Here is a 19,268-nt window from a genome sequence, read left to right on the forward strand (position 1 = left end):
ATGAAGCGCAACGTACTCATCATCGGCGCCGGTGGCGTAGCGCAGGTTGTCGCGCATAAATGTGCGCAGAACAACGACCTGCTCGGCGACATTCATATTGCTTCGCGCACCGTTGCGAAGTGTGAGCGGATTCTGGACAGCGTCCGCGAAAAAGGCAGCCTGAAGGTTGAGGGTGTTCTTCAAGCCCATACCCTCAATGCGATGGACAGCGCCGCTGTTGCGGACCTGATCCGCAAGACCGGCGCGCAGATCGTCATCAACGTCGGTTCTGCCTTCGTCAACATGACCGTGCTTGAAGCCTGCATCGAGACCGGTGCCGCTTATATGGACACGGCCATCCACGAAGACCCGAAGAAGATCTGCGAGACGCCGCCCTGGTACGGCAATTACGAGTGGAAGCGCCGCGAGCGCTGCGCCGAGAAGGGCGTCACCGCCATTCTGGGCGTCGGCTTCGACCCGGGCGTCGTCAATGCCTATGCGCGTCTTGCCATCGACGAATATGTGACCGAGCCCGAGTCGATCGACATCATCGACATCAACGCCGGTTCGCACGGCCGCTGGTTCTCCACGAACTTCGATCCGGAGATCAATTTCCGCGAGTTCACCGGCACGGTCTATTCCTGGCAGCAGGGCGCCTGGCAGTCGAACAAGATGTTCGAGGTCGGCAAGGTGTGGGACATGCCGGTCGTTGGCGAACAGCAGACCTACATGACCGGCCATGACGAGGTGCATTCGCTCTCGGCCAACTATCCGCAGGCGGACGTGCGCTTCTGGATGGGCTTCTCCGATCACTATATCAACGTCTTCACCGTGCTGAAGAACCTCGGTCTCCTGTCCGAGCAGCCGGTCAAGACGGCGGAAGGTCTTGAGGTTGTTCCGCTGAAGGTGGTCAAGGCCGTGCTGCCGGATCCGTCCTCGCTTGCGCCCGACTACACCGGCAAGACCTGCATCGGCACGCTGGTGAAGGGCAAGAAGGACGGCAAGCCGGCCGAAGTGCTCATCTTCAACGTGGCCGACCACAAGGAAGCCTACAATGAGGTCGGCTCGCAGGGCATCAGCTACACCGCCGGCGTGCCGCCGGTCGCAGCCGCCATGCTGATCGCCGATGGCACCTGGGACGTGGGCACCATGAAGAATGTCGAAGAGCTTGACCCCAAGCCCTTCCTGACCATCCTCAACCGCATCGGCCTGCCGACCGAAATCAAGGACGCCTCCGGCATCCGGCCCTTCACGGCCTGACCCGGACTGCACCGCAAGATCTTCTCAGGCCTCCGGGAAACCGGGGGCCTGATTTGTATTTGGGGGTCTGGCTGGGTATACAAGCGGCAAGCCGGCCATGGCCGTTGCACGTAACGAATGGGCAACGTCTCGCCACCCGCTCCGTCATGCCGTGGCATGACCGAACGGGGAGGGGGAAAGTGGCCGTAACAGGCCCCCCTCAGAACGGCAGCAGCCGCGTCGCCTTGGGGGTGATCCCCTCGCGCATGAGGAATTTGCGCAAGGGGGGAAAGCGGCCGGCGGCATAGAGGCCGAGGGAGCGCAGGGCCTGGACGGGGAGCATGTCCGTCATCAGCGAGCGGTTGAGGAGATCCACGGCCGTGGTGCGGCTGGTGATGTCCGGCTTGCGGGCGCTGTCATAGCGGGCGAGCGTCAGAGCGCTGCCCACATCCTCGCCACGGGCCTTGGCCTCGCCTGCGATACGGGCGAGATCGGCCACATCGCGCAGGCCCAGATTGAGCCCCTGCGCGCCGATGGGCGGGAACACATGCGCCGCCTCGCCGATGAGGGCGCAGCGGTTGGCGGCGGCTTTCTTCGCGATCATGCCGCTGAGCGGATAGACCTGACGGGGGCTGGCGATGCGGAAGGCGCCAAGCACCGAATGGGCGCGCCGTTCCAGTTCCAGCGCCAGTGCGCCATCTTCGTAAGCCTTGAGATGCGTGGCTGTTTCCGGCGTGACGACGCAGACGAGCGATGACATGCGCCCCGGCAGCGGCACCAGCGTGAAGGGGCCGGTGGGCGTGTGGAACTCGGTGGAAACCGAGCCATGCGGCCGGTCATGCTCCAGGTTCATTACCAGCGCCATCTGCGGGTAGGACCATTCCCGGATATCAATCCCGGCGGCCTTCCGCACCATGGACGTGCGGCCATCGGCGCCCACGGCAAGGGCAGCCGTCAGCGTGGTACCGTCTTCAAGCGTCAGACGCACCTCTGTCTCGGCAGGCTCCAGCTTCGCAAGGCGGGTCCTGATCCATGTGAGGCCGTCAGCCTTCAGGACGGCGGCTTCCAGTTCCGCGTTCAGCTCCCGGTTCAGCACATTGTAGCCGAAGGCCTCCAGCCCCAGTTCCGAGGCATCGAAGGTGGTTTCGGGGGCGCGGATCAGGCGGCGGGTGTCGTCGATGAGGCGCATGCGCGCAAGGGGAGCGGATCGGGAAGCAAGCTTGTCCCAGACGCCAATTTCGTCCAGCAGGGCAACTGAGGCCTGCAGCAGCGCCGTGGTGCGGGCGTCTTTCGTGTTGACCTCCGGCGCGACGAGAACGGTGCGCAAGCCCCTGCGGGCAAGCAGCAGGGCGGCGGCCATCCCGGAAGGCCCCGCACCAATGACGGCAGCGTCAAAATCCGTGGCGCGGTTCTGGCCCTGTGCCTTGTCCATCGTGCCTGCTGCGGAAGCTGTGTTCATGTCTCTTGCCCGATCTGTGGCCTGATCTTTTGACCTGTTGAGGACAGGATGGTGCCCCATGAGGGAAAGGCAAGGCCTTGACCTTGCGCAAAGCGCCGTGCCCCGCGCCGGGGTAAGGCGTATGACACTGACAGGCAAGTGCTTTCGCTGCAGGGGCCGGAACACTTGACCTGTGGACGGCAGGAAAGATGCTCATGAGCAGCAGTGCGCCAATGCCTGAGAACGTCAAGGCTGACGAAGCGGGGGAAAAACCCGGGAGCAGCGATGCATCCGGCGGACGCCGTCTCGTCATCCTTCTGTGCAGCCTGCTGGCGGTGGCCGGATGGCTTTACCTTGCCGCCGTGGTCGCGGCGATGGTTCCGGTCATGGATATGACCGAGGCCGGGCCGGGCATGGGTCTCTTCAACGCCTTCAATATTTTCGACGGGTTGCCGAAGGACGTGCGCGCTGCGCTGGCGGTGCTGTGCCTGCCAGCGGGCACCACCACTTTCGGCATGCCGGCCGGGGACTGGGGTATGGGCGGAGCGGGGCTTGTCTTCCTCATGTGGATGATGATGACGCTGGCCATGATGCTGCCCACGGCGATGCCTGTGTTTCTGGCCCATGCGAAGCGCCGTGCCGGTGCCGTATCCGGTCCTTCTGCTGCGGTCACGGTCAGCCTGCTGGCGCTCGGCTATCTCACCATCTGGACGGCCTATGCGCTCGCCGCGACGCTGGTGCAATGGCTGCTGACGGATTACGGCCTGCTGTCGTCCATGATGGCCCCGGTGTCACTGGTATTCTCGGCCACCACGCTGATTGCCGCCGGGCTGTACCAGTTCACCCCGGCCAAGCAGGCCTGTCTCCTGCGCTGCTGGCATCCGCGCTGGTCCAGCCCTGTTTCGGGCGGTGCGGCGGCGGCATTCTACCGGGAAGGCCTGATCCAGGGGCTGGCCTGCCTTGGCTGCTGCTGGGCGCTGATGACCGTCATGTTCGCGGTCGGCATCATGAACATCATCTGGGTGGGGCTGCTCGGGGCGGTGATGGCGCTGGAGAAGAACCTGCCGAGCCGCTGGTTCTACAAGGCTGTCGGCGTTTTCCTGCTGCTGTGGGGGGCTTCGCTGATGGGGGCAACGCTGTTTCTCAGCGGGAAAATTTGAGCTCAGATTCGCAGAAATCCGCCGGATTTCCTGAAAATCCTGCTTTGCTGCCTGTCTTGATATTGAAATATTGCCCAAACAGGTGCATTGATCTTGCTTGCGCAGTTGTGAGCCGGGCGTGGTGGGAACCAACGCGCCGGCCGTGTGTTATGTCACGGATGCGGGCAGGGGCGTGCCGGCATCCGGTTCAAGGAACCGGTTCTGGCAGGATCTATGCCTGCCGCGCGCAAGAAGCGTGAAAGCATGGACAGATGTGCCGTTGAAGGCACCGGCACACGGCCCGCCGGAAAGGCAGGCCGGGCGAAGGGAAAGTAAGCGCCGTGACTGACATTACCCCTGAAAAGCGGTCTCATGAGCCGGCACTGTTCCTGATCCATGTGCTGACGGCCTCCGGCGCGCCGATTGCCCTTGCTGCGCTCCTGGCTGGCGCACGCGGCAACTGGCAGGAAATGTTCGTCTGGCTCGGCCTTGCGCTGGTGGTCGATGGCATCGACGGGCCCTTGGCCCGCAAGTACAACATCGCCGAACGGCTGCCGCGGTGGTCCGGCGCCTCGCTGGATTTCGTCATCGACTATGCCACTTACGTTTTCCTTCCCGCCTTCGCCCTGGCCGCCGGGCCCATGCTGGACCGGCCGTGGAACTGGATCTGCGGCGGCCTCGTCGTCTTCACCGGTGCGCTCTATTTCGCCGACAACGGCATGAAGACCCATGACAAGGCGTTCAAGGGCTTCCCGGCCTGCTGGAACATGGTCGTCTTCGGCCTGATGCTGCTGTCGCCCTCGCAGGGCTTCACCATCGCCGTTGTCCTGGCCTGCTGCCTCTTTACCTTCATGCCGGTGCGCTTCGTCCATCCGGTGCGCGTCAAGCGCTGGCGTCCGCTGACGCTGGTCATGACCGCCGCCTGGCTTGCGGCCGCCGGCATCGGCCTGTGGAACGAAATGACCCTGAGCGAGCCGATGGCCTGGGTCTTCGGCATCTCCAGCCTTTACCTGCTGACGGTTTCTGCCGTGCATCAGGCGCTGGAACGCTACGCCTGACCGGAACGTCACATGGGCCGCTTTCGCATCAGAAAGCGGCTTTCCCGTTGAACGGTATTGCCTTTATCCTGCGCGCGGAAATGCCCTGCGCGGGCGTGGCTTTCTGCGGCCCGCAGGCGGGGCCTGATTTTGCCGTAACGGCGCAAATGATCTGGAGGAGATATCATGGTTCACGCCATCCGCATTCATCAGACCGGTGGTCCAGAGGTTCTGACCTGGGAAGTCTTCGAGCCGGGCAAGCCGGGGCCGGGTGAGGCGCGGGTGCACCATGAGGCGATAGGGCTGAACTTCATCGATGTCTATTACCGCACGGGGCTTTATCCGGCGCCGGACGGCCTGCCCTTCATTCCCGGCAACGAGGGCGCGGGCGTGGTGACCGAGGTGGGCGATGGCGTGTCGCATGTGGCGCCGGGCGACCGGGTCGCCTATGTCGGCCCGCTCGGCTCCTATGCGCAGGAGCGGCTTGTTCCGGCAGACCGTCTGGTGAAGCTGCCGGAGACGATTGCCAGTGACGTTGCCGCTTCCATGATGTTGAAGGGCATGACGGCGCGCTACCTGCTGCGCCGCACCTTCAAGGTTGGTCCCGGTTCCACCATCCTGTTCCATGCGGCGGCAGGCGGCGTTGGCCTCATTGCCGGACAGTGGGCCGCGCATCTGGGCGCGACGGTTATCGGCACGGTTGGCTCGGACGAAAAGGCGGAACTCGCCAAGGCGAACGGCTACACCCATGTCATCAATTACCGCAAGGAGAATTTCGTCGAGCGGGTGAAGGAGATCACCGGCGGCAAGGGCTGCGATGTGGTCTATGATTCCGTTGGCCGCGACACCTTCCCCGGCTCGCTCGATTGCCTGAAGTTCATGGGCCTCTTTGCGTCCTTCGGTCAGTCCTCCGGCCCGATCACCGATTTCAACATCGGCATGCTGGCGCAGAAGGGCTCGCTGTTTGCCACCCGCCAGACCCTGTTCAACCACATTGCCGCCCGCTCCGACCTTGAGGAAACGGCTGGTGAATTGTTCGACGTGGTGGAGCAGGGCGCCGTCTCGATCCAGATCAACCAGCGCTACAAGCTGTCCGATGCTGCCACCGCGCACCGGGATCTGGAGGAGCGCAGGACCACCGGCACATCGGTGATGCTGCCCGATTAAGGCTGGCGGCATTTCGGGCTGAAGAGGTGAGGGGGCATGGAAACCGGGCGCAAGACAGCCGAACCTGACCGGTCGCGCAGTCTCTATGCGCCCGCCATGCGCTACTTTGCGGCTGTGGCCGAAGCCGGGTCGATCCGCGCTGCGGCCCGCCAGCTCAATGTCGCTTCGTCGGCGGTGAACCGGCAGATCCTGTGGCTGGAAGAGGCGCTGGATCTGGCGCTGTTCGAGCGGCTGGGCCGGGGCCTGCGCCTGTCGCCCGCAGGCGAGGTGCTGCTTGCCCATGTGCGGCGCACCTATTCCGACTTTGAAGGCACGGTGGCGGAACTGGACGCGCTGAAGGGCCTGCGGCGCGGCACCGTGTCGGTGGCAACGGTCGAAAGCGTTGCCGATTCGATCCTGCCGCAGATCATCGGCTCCTTCCGCAAATCCTATCCGGGCATCCACGTTTCGGTGACCGTGACCAGCGCCCTGCAGGCGACCGGCATGGTGGAGCGCGCGGAGGCGGACATCGGCTTCACCTTCGATCCACCGCGCACCTCGGCGCTGACAACCGCCTTTGCCCATGAACTGGTGATCGGTGCCGTGATGACTCCGGATCATCCGTTGGCCAGCCATGCCGGGGGGCTGACGCTTGCCGATTGCCTGCGCTATCCGCTGGCGCTGCCGGCAAAAGGCCTGTCGCTGCGCACCCGCATCGATGCGGCGCTGTCGCGTCTGCCGGGCACCATCCGCACCTATGTGGAAGCCAATTCCCTCAGCTTCATGCGGGCGCTGACAAGGCGAGGGACGGTGGTCAGCTTCCAGACCAAGATCGGGCTTGAGGCAGATCTCGCCGGCGGGCTGCTGGTGTTCAGGCCCTTGAGCGATGCGCCGCTTCAGGCGGACAGGCTGGCGGTGGTCACATCCTCGCTCAGGGCATTGGGGCTGGCGCCGGGCATGTTCTACGATCATGCCATGCTCGTCATCAAAGAACACTTGCCGTTGATTGATGCCATTTAGGCATCGCTCCGCCCCCTAATCGGTTCTATTGTTTCCCCGGAAAGTAAGGCAACCTCAGGGTTGAGAAATTGCGGCTGGCGCGGGACGCCAGTCTGCCCGGGCTTGCGGACGCGCGGCAGCCCCGGGACCGGACGAGAGGGAGAGCAGAATGGGCCGTCTGACCACGCATGTCCTTGATACCGCCTTGGGCAGGCCTGCGGCAGGGATTGTGATCGAGCTTTGGGCGGTGGAGCCAAAGCCTTCGCGCCTGCGCCGGGTGGAAACCAATGCCGATGGCCGGGTTGATGGGGCGATCCTGGAAGGATCGGAGTTCGGCCCCGGCATCTATGAGCTGCGGTTCTTTGCCGGAGATTACCTCAAGGCCAGTGGCGCTCCGGTCACAGAGCCTGCCTTCCTCGACATGATCCCGATCCGTTTCGGCATTTCCAATGCGCGCGAGCATTATCACGTGCCGCTGCTGCTCTCGCCCTACGGCTATTCGACCTACAGGGGGAGCTGAGCCATGCGGGACACGATCCGTTTTCTGCGTGCCGGAAAGGTTGTCGAGCTGGCGGATACCGGACCGATGGATACGGTGCTCGACTATCTGCGCCTCACCGAAAGGGCGACCGGCACCAAGGAAGGCTGCGGTGAGGGAGACTGCGGCGCCTGCACGGTGGCGCTTGGCCGGGTGATTGGCGGCAAGCTGACCTATCAGCCTGTCAATGCCTGCATCCAGCTTCTGGGCATGATCGATGGCGCGGAGCTGGTGACGGTTGAGGACCTCGCTGCCGATGGCCGCCTGCACCCGGTTCAGGTGGCCATGCGCGACCTGCACGGCTCACAATGCGGCTTCTGCACACCTGGCTTCATCATGAGCCTCTTCACGCTCTATCACGCGGAAGGCATGGCAAAGAGCCGCAAGGCGGTGACCGAATGGCTGGCGGGGAACCTGTGCCGCTGCACCGGCTACCGGCCGATCATCGACGCGGCGCTGGCAAGCTGCTTTGAGGCTGCGGACGATGCCTTCTCCTGGCGTGCAGCCGAAACCCGTGAGGCCCTGCGGCGGCTGGCTGATTCCCGTGATGTCTTCATCGGTTCTACCGATAGCTTCTTTGCCGCTCCGGCGACGGTTGAGGGCCTCGCCGCACTCTACAGCCAGTTTCCCGATGCCACGCTTGTGGCCGGCGCCACGGATGTGGGCCTGTGGATCACCAAGAGCCTGAAGACGCTGCCACGCATTATCTGGCTGGGCCATGTGGCCGGCATGGACCGGGTGGAGGTGACGGGAGAGGGCATCATCCTCGGCGCTGCCGCCACCTATGCGGCGGCGGAACCGGCGCTGCGCGCTCTGGCTCCGGATCTTGGCGTGCTGCTGAGGCGCATCGGCTCCAAGCAGGTCCGTGCGTCCGGCACCATCGGCGGCAACATTGCCAATGGCTCGCCCATCGGCGACATGCCGCCAGCTCTCATTGCCCTTGGCGCCAGCATCGAGCTGCAGCAGGGCGACAATCTGCGCGATCTGCCGCTCGAAAGCTTCTTCATCGACTATGGCAAGCAGGACCGGCTGCCGGGCGAATTCGTGGCAGGCATCTTCGTGCCACGTCCGGCCGCCAACCAGCATTTCCGCTGCTACAAGGTGTCCAAGCGCTTCGATCAGGACATTTCCGCCGTCATGGCCGCCTTCAATCTGACGGTCTCGGAGGGCGATATCACCGCTGCGCGTATCGCCTTCGGCGGCATGGCGGCAACCCCGCGCCGGGCGCTTCTCGCAGAGGCGGCGCTGACGGGGGCGCGCATCGATGATCCCGTCACCTGGGGCGCGGCCATCCGTGCGCTGCAGGAGGATTTCAAGCCGATCAGCGACATGCGCGCGAGTGCGGAGTACCGCATGGAAGTCGCCCGCTCGCTGCTGGCCAAGGCCTTGATGGAGATTGCCGGGCCTGCCGAGCCCGTGCGCCTGCCCGTGCTTCAGCCGGAAGGAGGCGACCATGAACGCGCCGCATGACACCGCTCTGACGAAAGGCGCTGAGGCGCTGACCCATGTGCACCGCTCTCTGCCCCATGATAGCGCCGAACGGCATGTAACCGGCACTGCGGTCTATATCGATGACATGCCCGAGCCGCAGGGCACCTTGCATGTAGTTCCGGGCTGGGCGCGCCATGCGGTGCGCGGGCCGCTGCTGGCGATGGATCTCGACGCCGTGCGTAATGCGCCGGGTGTGGTGGCGGTGCTGACCGCTGCCGATGTGCCGGGCCTCAACGATTGTTCGGCCTCTTTTGGCGGCGATCCCGTTCTGGCTGACAAGGAAATCCTCTTTTACGGTCAGGTGGCCTTTGCCGTTGTTGCCACCAGCCGGGATGCTGCGCGCCGCGCAGCGCGGCTTGCGCAGATTGATGTCGGGCCGCAGACGCCGGTCATCTCCGTTGAAGATGCCATTGCCGCCGATGTGACGGTGCTGCCGGACTACCAGTTCCGCCGCGGTGCGCCGGAAGCGGGGCTGGCGAGCGCCGAGCACAAGCTCTCCGGTGTGTTCCATGTCGGCGGGCAGGAGCATTTCTACCTCGAAGGCCAGATTGCGCTGGCGATCCCCGGCGAGGAGCGGGCCGTTCAGGTCCATTCCTCCACCCAGCATCCGACCGAGGTTCAGCATGTGGTGGCCAAGGTTCTGGGCGTACCCGATGCGCTGGTAACAGTCGATGTGCGCCGCATGGGCGGCGGCTTTGGCGGCAAGGAATCGCAGGCGAACCAGTGGGCCTGTCTTGCCGCGCTCGCCGCCCGCATCACGGGCCGGCCCTGCAAGCTGCGTCTCGACCGGGACGACGACATGATCATGACCGGCAAGCGGCATGACTTCCGTGTCGACTGGACGGTTGGCCATGATAACACGGGCCGCATCCGCGCTGTGGACATGAGCTTCTTCGCCCGCTGCGGCTATTCGGCGGACCTGTCGCTGGGCGTGGTGGACCGCACCATGTTCCATGCGGACAGCAGCTATTTCTATCCCGATGCCCAGATCTGCAGCCGCCGCCTGCGCACAGATACCTGTTCCAACACCGCCTTCCGGGGCTTCGGCGGACCGCAGGGCATGCTGGCGGCAGAGCGGATGATCGATGCCATCGCCATCACGCTGGGGCTCGATCCTTTGGAAGTGCGCAAGCGCAATTTCTATGACTGGGCCCGCAACCAGACGCCTTATGGCATGGTGGTCGAGGAGTGGCAGACGCTGCATACAATCGTGGAGCAGCTGGAAGTCACTTCCGCCTACTGGCAGCGCCGGGAAGAGGTACGCGCTTTCAACGCCCGCAATCATGTGCTGCGCAAGGGGCTGGCTCTGACGCCGGTGAAATTCGGCATTTCCTTCACGCTGAAGCACCTCAATCAGGCCGGGGCGCTGGTGCATCTTTACACCGACGGCTCGATCCAGCTGAACCATGGCGGCACCGAGATGGGGCAGGGGCTCTATCAGAAGGTGGCGCAGGTGGTGGCGGAGGAATTCGGCGTCACCCTCGACAAGGTGATCATCACCGCCACCTCCACCGGCAAGGTGCCGAACACCGGCCCGACGGCAGCCTCCTCCGGCACCGATCTCAACGCAATGGCGGCACGTAATGCGGCACGCGCCATCAAGGACAGGCTCATCGCCTTTGCGGCCGGGCACTTCCATTGTTCGCCGGAATCCGTTGTCTTTGCGGACAATCAGGTGCGTGCCGGAAGCGATGTGGTGAGCCTGGCGGAACTGGCGAAACTTGCTCACATGGGCCGCATCCACATGTCGGATTCGGGCTTCTATGCCAGCCCCAAGATCACCTGGGACCGGGACAGCGCCAGCGGCCGTCCGTTCCTTTATTTCGCCTATGGTGCTGCGGCATCCGAAGTCACCATCGACACCATGACCGGCGAGATGACCGTGGACCGGGTGGATATTCTCCATGACGTGGGCCGCTCGCTCAACCCGGCCATCGACATCGGCCAGATCGAGGGCGGCTTCATTCAGGGCATGGGCTGGCTGACGACGGAGGAACTGGTGTGGGATGAGCAGGGGCGCCTGCGCACTCATGCACCCTCCACCTACAAGATCCCGGCCATATCGGACACACCGGCCGAGTTCAACGTGGCGCTCTATGCTTCCGCCGGCAATCCGGAGGAGACGATCTACCGCTCCAAGGCGGTGGGTGAGCCGCCGTTGATGCTGGCCAATTCCGTCTTCTGCGCCATCACCGATGCGCTCGCCTCGCTGCGGCCCGGCATCGTGCCGCAGCTGGATGCACCCGCCACGCCCGAGGCGATCCTGAAGGCGGTGCAGGCCATGCGGCAGGCAGGAGGGGCGCGATGATCCTCTGGCGGCGGATTCTGGATGAGCTGCGTGAAGGTGGGGCCTGTTGCCTTGTTACCGTCGCAGCATCGGCCGGATCTGTCCCGCGTGAGGCGGGTGCGCGCATGACCGTGCGTGCGGACGGCAGCATTTCCGGAACCATCGGCGGTGGAACGCTGGAGTTCGAGGCGATCCGCTGGGCGCTTGCCGGCATGCGTGAAGGCCGAAGGGGGCTTGCCTTCCGCCGTGTGTCGCTGGGGCCGGATCTCGGACAGTGCTGTGGCGGACGCGTCGATCTGGCGCTGGAGTATTTCACGGCAGAGGATATCGACCCCGTGCGGGCGCTGGTGCATGTGCAGGAGGAGCGCGGCGGACAGCTGGCTGTGCAGGCGGGCTTCGTGCAGGAAGGCGTGCCCCTGCAGCGGCAGGTGCTGGGGGATCTGCCCGCCGGACCGGATTTCCTGCTGAAGGACGGCGTCATTACAGAGCGCTTCGGTCTGGAGCTTCAGCCCGTGTGGCTGTTCGGGGCCGGGCATGTGGGCCGGGCCGTTGTGCTGGCACTGGCGCCGCTTCCCTTTGAAGTCACCTGGATAGACAGCCGCCCGGACTTTTTTCCACCGGCGATGCCGGGAAACCTGCGCTACGTCAGCGTCAGCCGGCCGGCGGACTTGCTCAAGGAAGCGCCGGACCGTGCCTTCATTCTCGTCATGACTCATTCCCATGCGCTGGATGAGGATATTGTGGCCGCAGCGCTGGCGGCGGAGCGGTTTGCCTATGTCGGCGTGATCGGCAGCGAGACCAAGCGCGCGCGGTTCACGAGCCGCCTGCGCCGCCGGGGGCTTGCGGAACGGCAGGTTGGCGGGCTGGTGTGCCCCATCGGGGCGGGTGGGGTGAAGTCGAAATTGCCGGCGGCCATCGCGGCCTCTGTTGCTGTTGAACTCCTGATTAAAAATGAGGCAGTAAAGCTGGAAGGTCTATACAAACAGCCCCTTGCGCAGGGGCAGAAGCCGGTCAATAACGCGGGGTGAACCCGACGGCAGAAGGGGCAGTGTGGAGTGGGCAGTCTCGATCAGACCGCAGATGGGCAGCAGGCCGCTGGGGGCATGGTGCGGCGGGCGCAAGGCGCGCCGCTGCTGAATGCGCGCGGCATCAGCAAGCATTTCGGTGCCATCGCGGCCAACAATGCGGTCAATCTCACCATCAACAAGGGTGAAATCCACGCACTCCTCGGCGAAAATGGCGCGGGCAAGTCCACGCTGGTAAAAATCCTTTATGGCGCACTGCAGCCCGACGCCGGCACGATCGAATGGGACGGGCGCAAGGTGCGCATCAACAGCCCCGCCGCCGCCCGCCAGCTGGGCATCGGCATGGTGTTCCAGCATTTTTCCCTGTTCGAGGCCCTGAGCGTTGTCGAGAACATCGCGCTGGCGCTGCCGAAGCCCGGTTCCATGCGCGAGCTGGCGGTGCGGATCGAAAAGGTCTCCCGCGACTATGGCCTGCCGCTGGATCCGCATGCGCTTGTGGCCGATCTGCCTGTCGGCATCCGCCAGCGCATCGAAATTGTCCGCTGCCTGCTGCAGGCGCCACGGCTGATCATCATGGATGAGCCGACCTCCGTCCTGACCCCGCAGGAGGCGGACCAACTTTTCGTGACGCTGAAGCGGCTGGCGGACGAAGGCTGCGCGGTGCTTTACATCAGCCACCGGCTGGACGAGGTGCGGCGCATCTGCCACCACGCCACCATTCTGCGACACGGCCGCTTCGTGCGCGAATGCGATCCGGCGCTGGAAACCCCCGCCTCGATTGCCCGCATGATGGTCGGGGCAGAGGTCTCGCATGTGACCAGTTCCGGCGCGCTGACGGGCAGCGGACCGGTGCGCCTTGCCGTGCGCAATCTTGCGACAAGTCCGCTGACGCCTTTTTCCGTGCCGCTGGCGGGGGTCAATCTGGACGTGCGTGCCGGTGAGGTCGTGGCAATCGCGGGCGTTGCCGGAAACGGGCAGGGCGAGCTGTTCGATGCCATCAGCGGTGAGCGGCGCTGCGCGCCGGGCATGGTGGAGATCGACGGCACGCCTTGCGGCCATGAAAGCGTCACCCGCCGCCGCCAGCGCGGGGCGGCCTTCGTGCCGGAAGAGCGGCTGGGGCACGGCGCAGTGCCGGGGATGCGCCTGTCGCACAACATCATCCTCACGCGCCATTCCACCGGCGATGATCTGGTCCGCTCCGGCTTTGCCGCCTATGGCCGGGCCGGTGAGATGGAAAAGCACATCACGCGGGCCTATGACATCCGCATGTCCCATGACGATCCGGAGGCGCGATCGCTCTCGGGCGGCAATCTGCAGAAATTCGTCGTTGGCCGCGAGTTGAGCCGCAATCCCGGCATTCTGGTGGTCAATCAGCCGACCTGGGGCGTGGATGCAGGAGCTGCAGCGCTCATCCGCCAGTGCCTCCTCGATCTCGCCCGCAAGGGATCTGCGGTGCTGGTCATCAGCCAGGATCTTGATGAAATCTACGAGATTGCCGACCGCATCGCGGTCATTTCGCGCGGGCACCTGTCGCAGGCAGAGCCTGCTTCGTCCATGACGCTGGAGCGGATCGGCCTGTTGATGGCGGGCGGTGCGGAAAAGCCTTCGTCTTCAAGTCTGTCCGGGGAGGGCGCGTGATGCGTATCGAACTCGTCAAGCGCGCCGAACACAGCGGGTTGATGACCGCCGTTTCCCCGCTGATCGCGGTCATGCTGACCATGATCTGCGCTGCCGTCCTGTTTGCCATGTCCGGTGCGGACCCGCTGGAGGCGCTGTTCCGCTTCTTCATCGAGCCGCTGACGGAAGCCTGGTCCCTGCAGGAAGTGCTGGTGAAGGCGACGCCGCTGGTTCTGATCGCCTGCGGTCTCAGCGTCTGCTACCTCTCCAACAACTGGAACATCGGCGCGGAAGGCCAGTTTGTGGCTGGTGCGCTGGCCGGTTCCATCCTGCCTGTCATTTTCCCGCATCTGCAGGGCTTTTACACTCTGCCCTTGATGCTCCTCTGCGGGGCGCTTGGCGGGGCGGCCTATGCCATGATTCCGGCCGTCCTGAAGACCCGATTCAGCACCAACGAGATCCTCACCAGCCTGATGCTGGTCTATGTGGCCAATCTGCTGCTGGACTATCTGGTGCGCGGCCCCTGGCGTGATCCGCAGGGGTTCAATTTTCCCGAGACGGCCCTGTTCTCGGCTTCTGCCACGCTGCCGTCCCTTGGCCTGGGCCGTCTGTCGGTATCCGTGTTCGTGGCCCTCGGCGTTGTGCTTCTCCTGTGGGTGGTGCTGTCGCGCTCGCTGCGCGGTTATCAGATCCGTGTGCTGGGCGAGAGCCCCCGGGCCGGCGCATTCGCTGGGTTCTCGGCCAAGCGGATGACGGTCTTCGCCTTTGCGCTTTCCGGGGCGCTGGCGGGCCTTGCGGGCATCATGGAGGTTTCCGGCTCGCTGAACCAGCTGCTGCCGACCATCTCGCCGGGCTACGGTTTCACCGCCATCATCGTCGCCTTCCTTGGCCGCCTCAATCCGCTGGCGATTGTCGTTGCCGGTGTTGTTCTGGCCTCCAGCTACATCGGCGGGGAAAGTGTGCAGGCGTCGCTTGGCATCTCCGACAAGGTTGCCAGCGTGGTGCAGGGCATGCTGCTGTTCTTCGTGCTGGCCTGCGACACCCTGATCTTCTACCGCGTCCGCCTGCACCGGAAGGTGCATTCTGAAAATGCCGGGGAGGGCGCCCATGTTTGAAGCCATTCTTCTCACCGTCATCACCGCCGCAACGCCGCTGCTGCTGGCGGCCATCGGCGAACTGGTCGTCGAGCGTTCCGGCGTTCTCAATCTGGGCGTGGAAGGCATGATGGTGATGGGAGCGGTGACCGGCTTTGCCGCCGCCAACCTCACCGGCTCCGGCACGATCGGTATTTTCGCGGCGATTGCGGCCGGCATGGCCATGTCGGCCCTGTTCGGCGCGCTGGTGCTGGGCCTTGTCACCAATCAGGTGGCCACCGGACTGGCGCTCACGCTCTTTGGCCTCGGACTGTCCGGCCTTGCCGGCGAGCGCTTCATCGGCGTTCCGGGCCTCAAGCTGCCGAAGCTCGACATTCCGGTTCTGAGCGACCTGCCGTTCCTGGGGCCCGTGCTGTTCCGGCAGGATGCCATCGTCTATCTCGCCTTCGCCCTGGTAGCCGGTGTCTCTTACATGCTGACCCGCACACGCATGGGGCTGATCCTGCGCGCTGTGGGTGACAACCATGCCTCGGCCCATGCGCTTGGCTATTCGGTGCTGAAGGTGCGCTTTCTGGCGGTGCTGTTCGGCGGCGGCTGCGCCGGTCTTGCGGGCGCCTACATGTCGCTCGCCTATACGCCGCAGTGGGTGGAGAACATGACGGCAGGGCGCGGCTGGATCGCGCTGGCGCTGGTGGTCTTCGCCTCCTGGCTGCCCTGGCGCGTCGTGGCCGGTGCCTATCTCTTCGGCATGGTCACGGTGCTGACCTTCCATGCACAGGCGAAGGGCATGGGCATTCCCTCGCAGCTTCTGTCGAGCCTGCCCTATCTCGCCACCATCATCGTTCTGGTGCTGATTTCCGCCAACCGGCGCCTGACGCTCGTGAATACGCCGGCCTGCCTCGGCAAGCCGTTCGTGCCGGATCGCTGACGTCCGGTCCGAGCCGGGACCTCAATGGGGTCCGGTCCCGGCCACCATCTTTGGACCCGCTGCATACCCGGTCCCAACGAGAACCGAAGGGGAAGTGTGAACATGAAGACTCTGCTGAAAGCCACTGTCGCCGCCGCCGCACTGGCCGGCTCGCTCGCAACTGCTCAGGCTGCCGACCTCAAGGCCTGCTTCGTCTACATCGGCCCGGTGGGTGACTTCGGCTGGACCTACCAGCACGACCAGGGCCGCCAGGCTGTCGAAGCCCATTTCGGCGGCAAGGTCGAAACCGCCTATCTGGAGAACGTGCCGGAAGGCCCGGACAGCGAGCGCGCCATCGAGCGCTTCGCCCGTGAAGGCTGCGGCATTATCTTCACCACCTCCTTCGGCTACATGAACCCGACCATCAAGGTGGCGCAGAAGTATCCGAATGTGAAGTTCGAGCACGCCACCGGCTACAAGACGGCCGAAAACGTTGCGACCTATAACTCCAAGTTCCACGAAGGCCGCTACATCATCGGCCAGATCGCGGCCAAGATGTCCAAGACCGGCACCGCCGGCTACATCGGCTCCTTCCCGATCCCGGAAGTGGTCTCCGGCATCAACGCCTTCCTGCTCGGCGCCCAGTCCGTGAACCCGGACTTCAAGGTCAAGATCGTCTGGGCCAATTCCTGGTTCGATCCGGCCAAGGAAGCCGATGCGGCCAAGGCGCTGATCGATCAGGGCGCCGACATCATCTCGCAGCACACCGATTCCACCGCACCGCTGCAGGTGGCTGAGGAGCGCGGCGTGCTTGGTTTCGGTCAGGCTTCCGACATGATCAACTTTGCACCGAAGTCGCAGCTGACCGCCATCATCGATGACTGGGCACCCTATTACATCGAGCGAGTTCAGGCTGTCCTCGACGGCACCTGGAAGAGCGAGCAGACTTGGGCTGGCCTCAAGGAAGGCCATGTGGTGATGGCGCCCTACACCAACCTGCCGGACGATGTCGTCGCCATGGCGAAGGAAACCGAAGAGAAGATCAAGGGCGGCTGGGAGCCTTTCACCGGCCCGATCACCAAGCAGGACGGTTCGGAAGCGGCCGCTGACGGCGTGCGTCTCGACGATGGCGCCATTCTCGGCATGAACTGGTACGTCAAGGGCATCGACGACAAGCTGCCGCAGTAAGGGGAGCTTGGGTCCGCATGTGCCGAACCTGCGGGCCGTTTGCTTCTGCACCATGACCGTGCGCGGCCGGGCCTTCCGGCGTGGCTGCGCATGTCTTTCAGATAATAACAATCCCGATCCAGAGCCTGCCCATGACCATGACCTTTGCCGCTGAATGGCTGAATCTGCTTTTCCGCTGGGCCCATCTGGTGGTAGGCATCGGCTGGATCGGCACGTCCTTCTACTTCATCGCCCTCGATCTTTCGCTGCGCAAGCGGGAGGGCATGCGCGAGGGCGTCTACGGCACGGCCTGGGAGGTGCATGGCGGCGGGTTCTATCATGTGGAGAAGTTCACGGTTGCCCCTGCCTACCTGCCGCAGGATCTCATCTGGTACAAGTGGGAGGCCTATCTCACCTGGGTGACCGGATTTGCCCTGCTGGTGGTGCAGTATTACTTCAATGCATCGTCTTATCTCATTGATGTGAATAAGCTTCAGATGCTGCCATCAGAGGCGGTGCTGATTTCCGTCCTGAGCCTTGCCGCCGGCTGGTTCATCTATGACGGGCTGTGCCGCTCGCCCATCGGCCGCAGCACGCCGCTGCTGGCGCTGTGTGTCTTCGCGCTGATCATGGCTGCGTCCTACATGTTCACGCAGGTGTTCTCCGGGCGCGGGGCGCTGATCCACGTGGGCGCTTTCATCGGCACGATCATGGCCGTCAATGTGTTTGGCCTGATCATCCCGAACCAGAAGAAGATCGTGACCAGCCTGCTGCGCGGTGAGGCGCCGGACCCGAGGCTCGGCCAGATGGGCAAGCAGCGCTCGGTGCACAACAACTATCTGACGCTGCCCGTGCTGCTGATGATGGTGTCGAACCACTATCCCATGCTCACCGGCCATCCGCAGGCCTGGCTTCTCGTCGGGCTCGTGCTGCTGATGGGTGGCATGGTGCGGCATTTCCTCAACCGGCATGAGGCGGGCGACCCGCTGAACCGTTACTGGTGGAGCTTGCCCATCGCCGCGCTTGGCTTTGCCGCAGCGCTGGTGATGACTGCACCACGTGATTTTTCCGGCGGTGAGGCTGTTTCCGATGCCACGGCGCTGACGCTGATCCGCAGCCATTGCGCCATGTGTCATGCGGCAACCCCGACTCATGAAGGCTTCACGGATGCGCCCAAGGGCATTCATCTGGAAACGCTGGCGGAGCTGCGGCGTTATGCTGATCAGGTGATGGCCCAGTCCGTGCTCTCCGATGCCATGCCGCTCGGCAACGAGACGGGCATGACGCCGGAACAGCGTGAGGAACTTGGGCGCTGGATTGCCCGGAACAAGTGAATGGACCGGGATACAAGACAGCTGGAGCACTCTTCCATGTCCGCCACGCAGATTGCCTTTCCCATTCCTGAAGCGGCGTTGGCCGGGCTCGACCATGAGGCTTTCATGGCCGCCTTCGCGGATGTGGCCGAACATTCCCCCTGGGTGGCGGCGGAGGCTTTCGCGGCGGGGCCTTTTGTCCGGCGGGAGGATCTGATTGCCGCGTTTGAAGCAGCCATGCGCGCGGCTTCGCACGAGCAGCAGCTGGCGCTGATCCGGGCCCATCCGGATCTGGCGGGCAGGGCCGCAATTGCCGGGGACATTGCCGAGGATTCGCGGAAGGAACAGGCGGGCGCTGGCCTTGACCGGCTGACGGCAGAGGAATTTTCCCGGTTTACCAGGCTCAACGATGCCTACCGCGCCCGCTTCGGCTTCCCGTTCATTTTTGCGGTGAAGGGCGCAACGAAGCACATGATCCTTGATGCTTTCGAGGCACGGCTTGGCAACAGCCCGCAGGCCGAATTTGAGACCGCACTGGCCCAGATCGCCCGCATCTTCCGTTTCCGTCTTGAAGACCGGATCGTTGTGGCCTGAGGCTCAGTTGGCGTCCAGAGGCTTGAACCGCCCGTCCATGAATTCGCCGCAAGGGCGGGCCCAGATGGTGCCTTCGGCCCCCTGATAGAGGAAGGCCTCTTCGCCCGTGGCCTCGATCCGGCACTTGCCAATGATCCGGTAGATGCCGCCTGTCTTGCGGTGCTGCCACCTTGTGCCGCGCAGGGCCGGATCAAGCCCGTCGCGGGCGGTCATCATCGTGGCATCTTCCGGTGCAGGCATTTGTGCTCTCCGCTCTCC

The 19,268-nt window shown here is 64.3% G+C and carries 17 protein-coding genes; 15 read left to right on the plus strand and 2 right to left on the minus strand.

Features of this window, described 5'->3' with window-relative positions; genetic code table 11:
* On the plus strand, window positions 1-1,239 hold the full coding sequence (locus tag ASC48_RS09095) for a saccharopine dehydrogenase family protein (protein WP_055455522.1): 1,239 nt from the start codon (window positions 1-3) through the stop codon (window positions 1,237-1,239).
* Window positions 1,240-1,438: 199 nt separating this feature from the next.
* Here the strand turns inward: ASC48_RS09095 and ASC48_RS09100 are convergent, their stop codons facing one another.
* Window positions 1,439-2,677 (minus strand): UbiH/UbiF family hydroxylase, encoded by a 1,239-nt coding sequence (locus ASC48_RS09100; RefSeq protein ID WP_055455434.1) that lies wholly within the window; start codon window positions 2,675-2,677, stop codon window positions 1,439-1,441.
* A 194-nt stretch (window positions 2,678-2,871) separates the two neighbouring features.
* On the opposite strand from ASC48_RS09100, the gene ASC48_RS09105 reads away from it, so the two are divergent.
* From ASC48_RS09105 to uraD, 14 genes are all read left to right on the plus strand, one after another.
* Complete coding sequence (locus tag ASC48_RS09105; protein WP_055455435.1) at window positions 2,872-3,816, plus strand: DUF2182 domain-containing protein; 945 nt, start codon at window positions 2,872-2,874, stop codon at window positions 3,814-3,816.
* A gap of 320 nt (window positions 3,817-4,136) precedes the next feature.
* Window positions 4,137-4,853 (plus strand): CDP-alcohol phosphatidyltransferase family protein, encoded by a 717-nt coding sequence (locus ASC48_RS09110; protein ID WP_055455436.1) that lies wholly within the window; start codon window positions 4,137-4,139, stop codon window positions 4,851-4,853.
* Window positions 4,854-5,018: 165 nt separating this feature from the next.
* Window positions 5,019-5,999, plus strand: coding sequence for a quinone oxidoreductase family protein (locus ASC48_RS09115; protein WP_055455437.1), 981 nt, complete (start codon window positions 5,019-5,021; stop codon window positions 5,997-5,999).
* Between the two features lie 36 nt (window positions 6,000-6,035).
* The gene (locus tag ASC48_RS09120; RefSeq protein ID WP_055455438.1) at window positions 6,036-6,998 is read left to right on the plus strand and encodes a LysR family transcriptional regulator; all 963 of its coding nucleotides are present in this window, start codon (window positions 6,036-6,038) and stop codon (window positions 6,996-6,998) included.
* Window positions 6,999-7,146: 148 nt separating this feature from the next.
* Window positions 7,147-7,497: a hydroxyisourate hydrolase gene (uraH, locus tag ASC48_RS09125; RefSeq protein ID WP_055455439.1), complete on the plus strand. Its 351-nt coding sequence runs from the start codon at window positions 7,147-7,149 to the stop codon at window positions 7,495-7,497.
* Window positions 7,498-7,500: 3 nt separating this feature from the next.
* On the plus strand, window positions 7,501-8,985 hold the full coding sequence (gene xdhA, locus ASC48_RS09130) for a xanthine dehydrogenase small subunit (RefSeq protein ID WP_055455440.1): 1,485 nt from the start codon (window positions 7,501-7,503) through the stop codon (window positions 8,983-8,985).
* Window positions 8,969-11,314 (plus strand): xanthine dehydrogenase molybdopterin binding subunit, encoded by a 2,346-nt coding sequence (gene xdhB / locus ASC48_RS09135; RefSeq protein WP_055455441.1) that lies wholly within the window; start codon window positions 8,969-8,971, stop codon window positions 11,312-11,314. Before xdhA ends, xdhB begins: the two co-directional genes overlap by 17 nt.
* A complete protein-coding gene (gene xdhC / locus ASC48_RS09140) occupies window positions 11,311-12,321 on the plus strand; it encodes a xanthine dehydrogenase accessory protein XdhC (protein ID WP_055455442.1) in 1,011 nt (336 codons plus the stop codon). Before xdhB ends, xdhC begins: the two co-directional genes overlap by 4 nt.
* Before the next feature lie 75 nt (window positions 12,322-12,396).
* Window positions 12,397-13,956 (plus strand): ABC transporter ATP-binding protein, encoded by a 1,560-nt coding sequence (locus ASC48_RS09145; RefSeq protein WP_055455523.1) that lies wholly within the window; start codon window positions 12,397-12,399, stop codon window positions 13,954-13,956.
* Window positions 13,956-15,050 (plus strand): ABC transporter permease, encoded by a 1,095-nt coding sequence (locus ASC48_RS09150; protein WP_055455443.1) that lies wholly within the window; start codon window positions 13,956-13,958, stop codon window positions 15,048-15,050. Before ASC48_RS09145 ends, ASC48_RS09150 begins: the two co-directional genes overlap by 1 nt.
* Window positions 15,043-15,957 carry an ABC transporter permease gene (locus tag ASC48_RS09155; protein WP_055455444.1) on the plus strand — a complete coding sequence of 305 codons (915 nt, stop codon included), beginning with the start codon at window positions 15,043-15,045 and terminating at the stop codon, window positions 15,955-15,957. Before ASC48_RS09150 ends, ASC48_RS09155 begins: the two co-directional genes overlap by 8 nt.
* A 102-nt stretch (window positions 15,958-16,059) precedes the next feature.
* Entirely contained in the window at window positions 16,060-17,124 is a 1,065-nt protein-coding gene (locus ASC48_RS09160) for a BMP family ABC transporter substrate-binding protein (RefSeq protein WP_055455445.1), read from the plus strand.
* A gap of 131 nt (window positions 17,125-17,255) precedes the next feature.
* Window positions 17,256-18,437, plus strand: a complete 1,182-nt coding sequence (locus ASC48_RS09165) for a urate hydroxylase PuuD (protein ID WP_055455446.1) — start codon at window positions 17,256-17,258, stop codon at window positions 18,435-18,437.
* Window positions 18,438-18,473: 36 nt separating this feature from the next.
* Complete coding sequence (uraD, locus tag ASC48_RS09170; RefSeq protein WP_055455524.1) at window positions 18,474-19,010, plus strand: 2-oxo-4-hydroxy-4-carboxy-5-ureidoimidazoline decarboxylase; 537 nt, start codon at window positions 18,474-18,476, stop codon at window positions 19,008-19,010.
* Between the two features lie 3 nt (window positions 19,011-19,013).
* On the opposite strand, the gene ASC48_RS09175 is transcribed toward uraD, so the two are convergent.
* Entirely contained in the window at window positions 19,014-19,250 is a 237-nt protein-coding gene (locus tag ASC48_RS09175) for a DUF1653 domain-containing protein (protein ID WP_055455447.1), read from the minus strand.
* Window positions 19,251-19,268 lie beyond the last annotated feature (18 nt).

Source organism: Pannonibacter indicus (assembly GCF_001418225.1).
GTDB lineage: Bacteria > Pseudomonadota > Alphaproteobacteria > Rhizobiales > Stappiaceae > Pannonibacter > Pannonibacter indicus.

Coding starts and splice junctions, on each gene's coding strand:
- ASC48_RS09095 (WP_055455522.1), top strand. CDS start 1: ATGAAGCGCAACGTACTCATCATCGGCGCCGGTGGCGTAGCGCAGGTT.
- ASC48_RS09100 (WP_055455434.1), bottom strand. CDS start 2,677: ATGAACACAGCTTCCGCAGCAGGCACGATGGACAAGGCACAGGGCCAG.
- ASC48_RS09105 (WP_055455435.1), top strand. CDS start 2,872: ATGAGCAGCAGTGCGCCAATGCCTGAGAACGTCAAGGCTGACGAAGCG.
- ASC48_RS09115 (WP_055455437.1), top strand. CDS start 5,019: ATGGTTCACGCCATCCGCATTCATCAGACCGGTGGTCCAGAGGTTCTG.
- ASC48_RS09120 (WP_055455438.1), top strand. CDS start 6,036: ATGGAAACCGGGCGCAAGACAGCCGAACCTGACCGGTCGCGCAGTCTC.
- uraH (WP_055455439.1), top strand. CDS start 7,147: ATGGGCCGTCTGACCACGCATGTCCTTGATACCGCCTTGGGCAGGCCT.
- xdhA (WP_055455440.1), top strand. CDS start 7,501: ATGCGGGACACGATCCGTTTTCTGCGTGCCGGAAAGGTTGTCGAGCTG.
- xdhB (WP_055455441.1), top strand. CDS start 8,969: ATGAACGCGCCGCATGACACCGCTCTGACGAAAGGCGCTGAGGCGCTG.
- xdhC (WP_055455442.1), top strand. CDS start 11,311: ATGATCCTCTGGCGGCGGATTCTGGATGAGCTGCGTGAAGGTGGGGCC.
- ASC48_RS09145 (WP_055455523.1), top strand. CDS start 12,397: ATGGTGCGGCGGGCGCAAGGCGCGCCGCTGCTGAATGCGCGCGGCATC.
- ASC48_RS09150 (WP_055455443.1), top strand. CDS start 13,956: ATGCGTATCGAACTCGTCAAGCGCGCCGAACACAGCGGGTTGATGACC.
- ASC48_RS09155 (WP_055455444.1), top strand. CDS start 15,043: ATGTTTGAAGCCATTCTTCTCACCGTCATCACCGCCGCAACGCCGCTG.
- ASC48_RS09160 (WP_055455445.1), top strand. CDS start 16,060: ATGAAGACTCTGCTGAAAGCCACTGTCGCCGCCGCCGCACTGGCCGGC.
- ASC48_RS09165 (WP_055455446.1), top strand. CDS start 17,256: ATGACCATGACCTTTGCCGCTGAATGGCTGAATCTGCTTTTCCGCTGG.
- uraD (WP_055455524.1), top strand. CDS start 18,474: ATGTCCGCCACGCAGATTGCCTTTCCCATTCCTGAAGCGGCGTTGGCC.
- ASC48_RS09175 (WP_055455447.1), bottom strand. CDS start 19,250: ATGCCTGCACCGGAAGATGCCACGATGATGACCGCCCGCGACGGGCTT.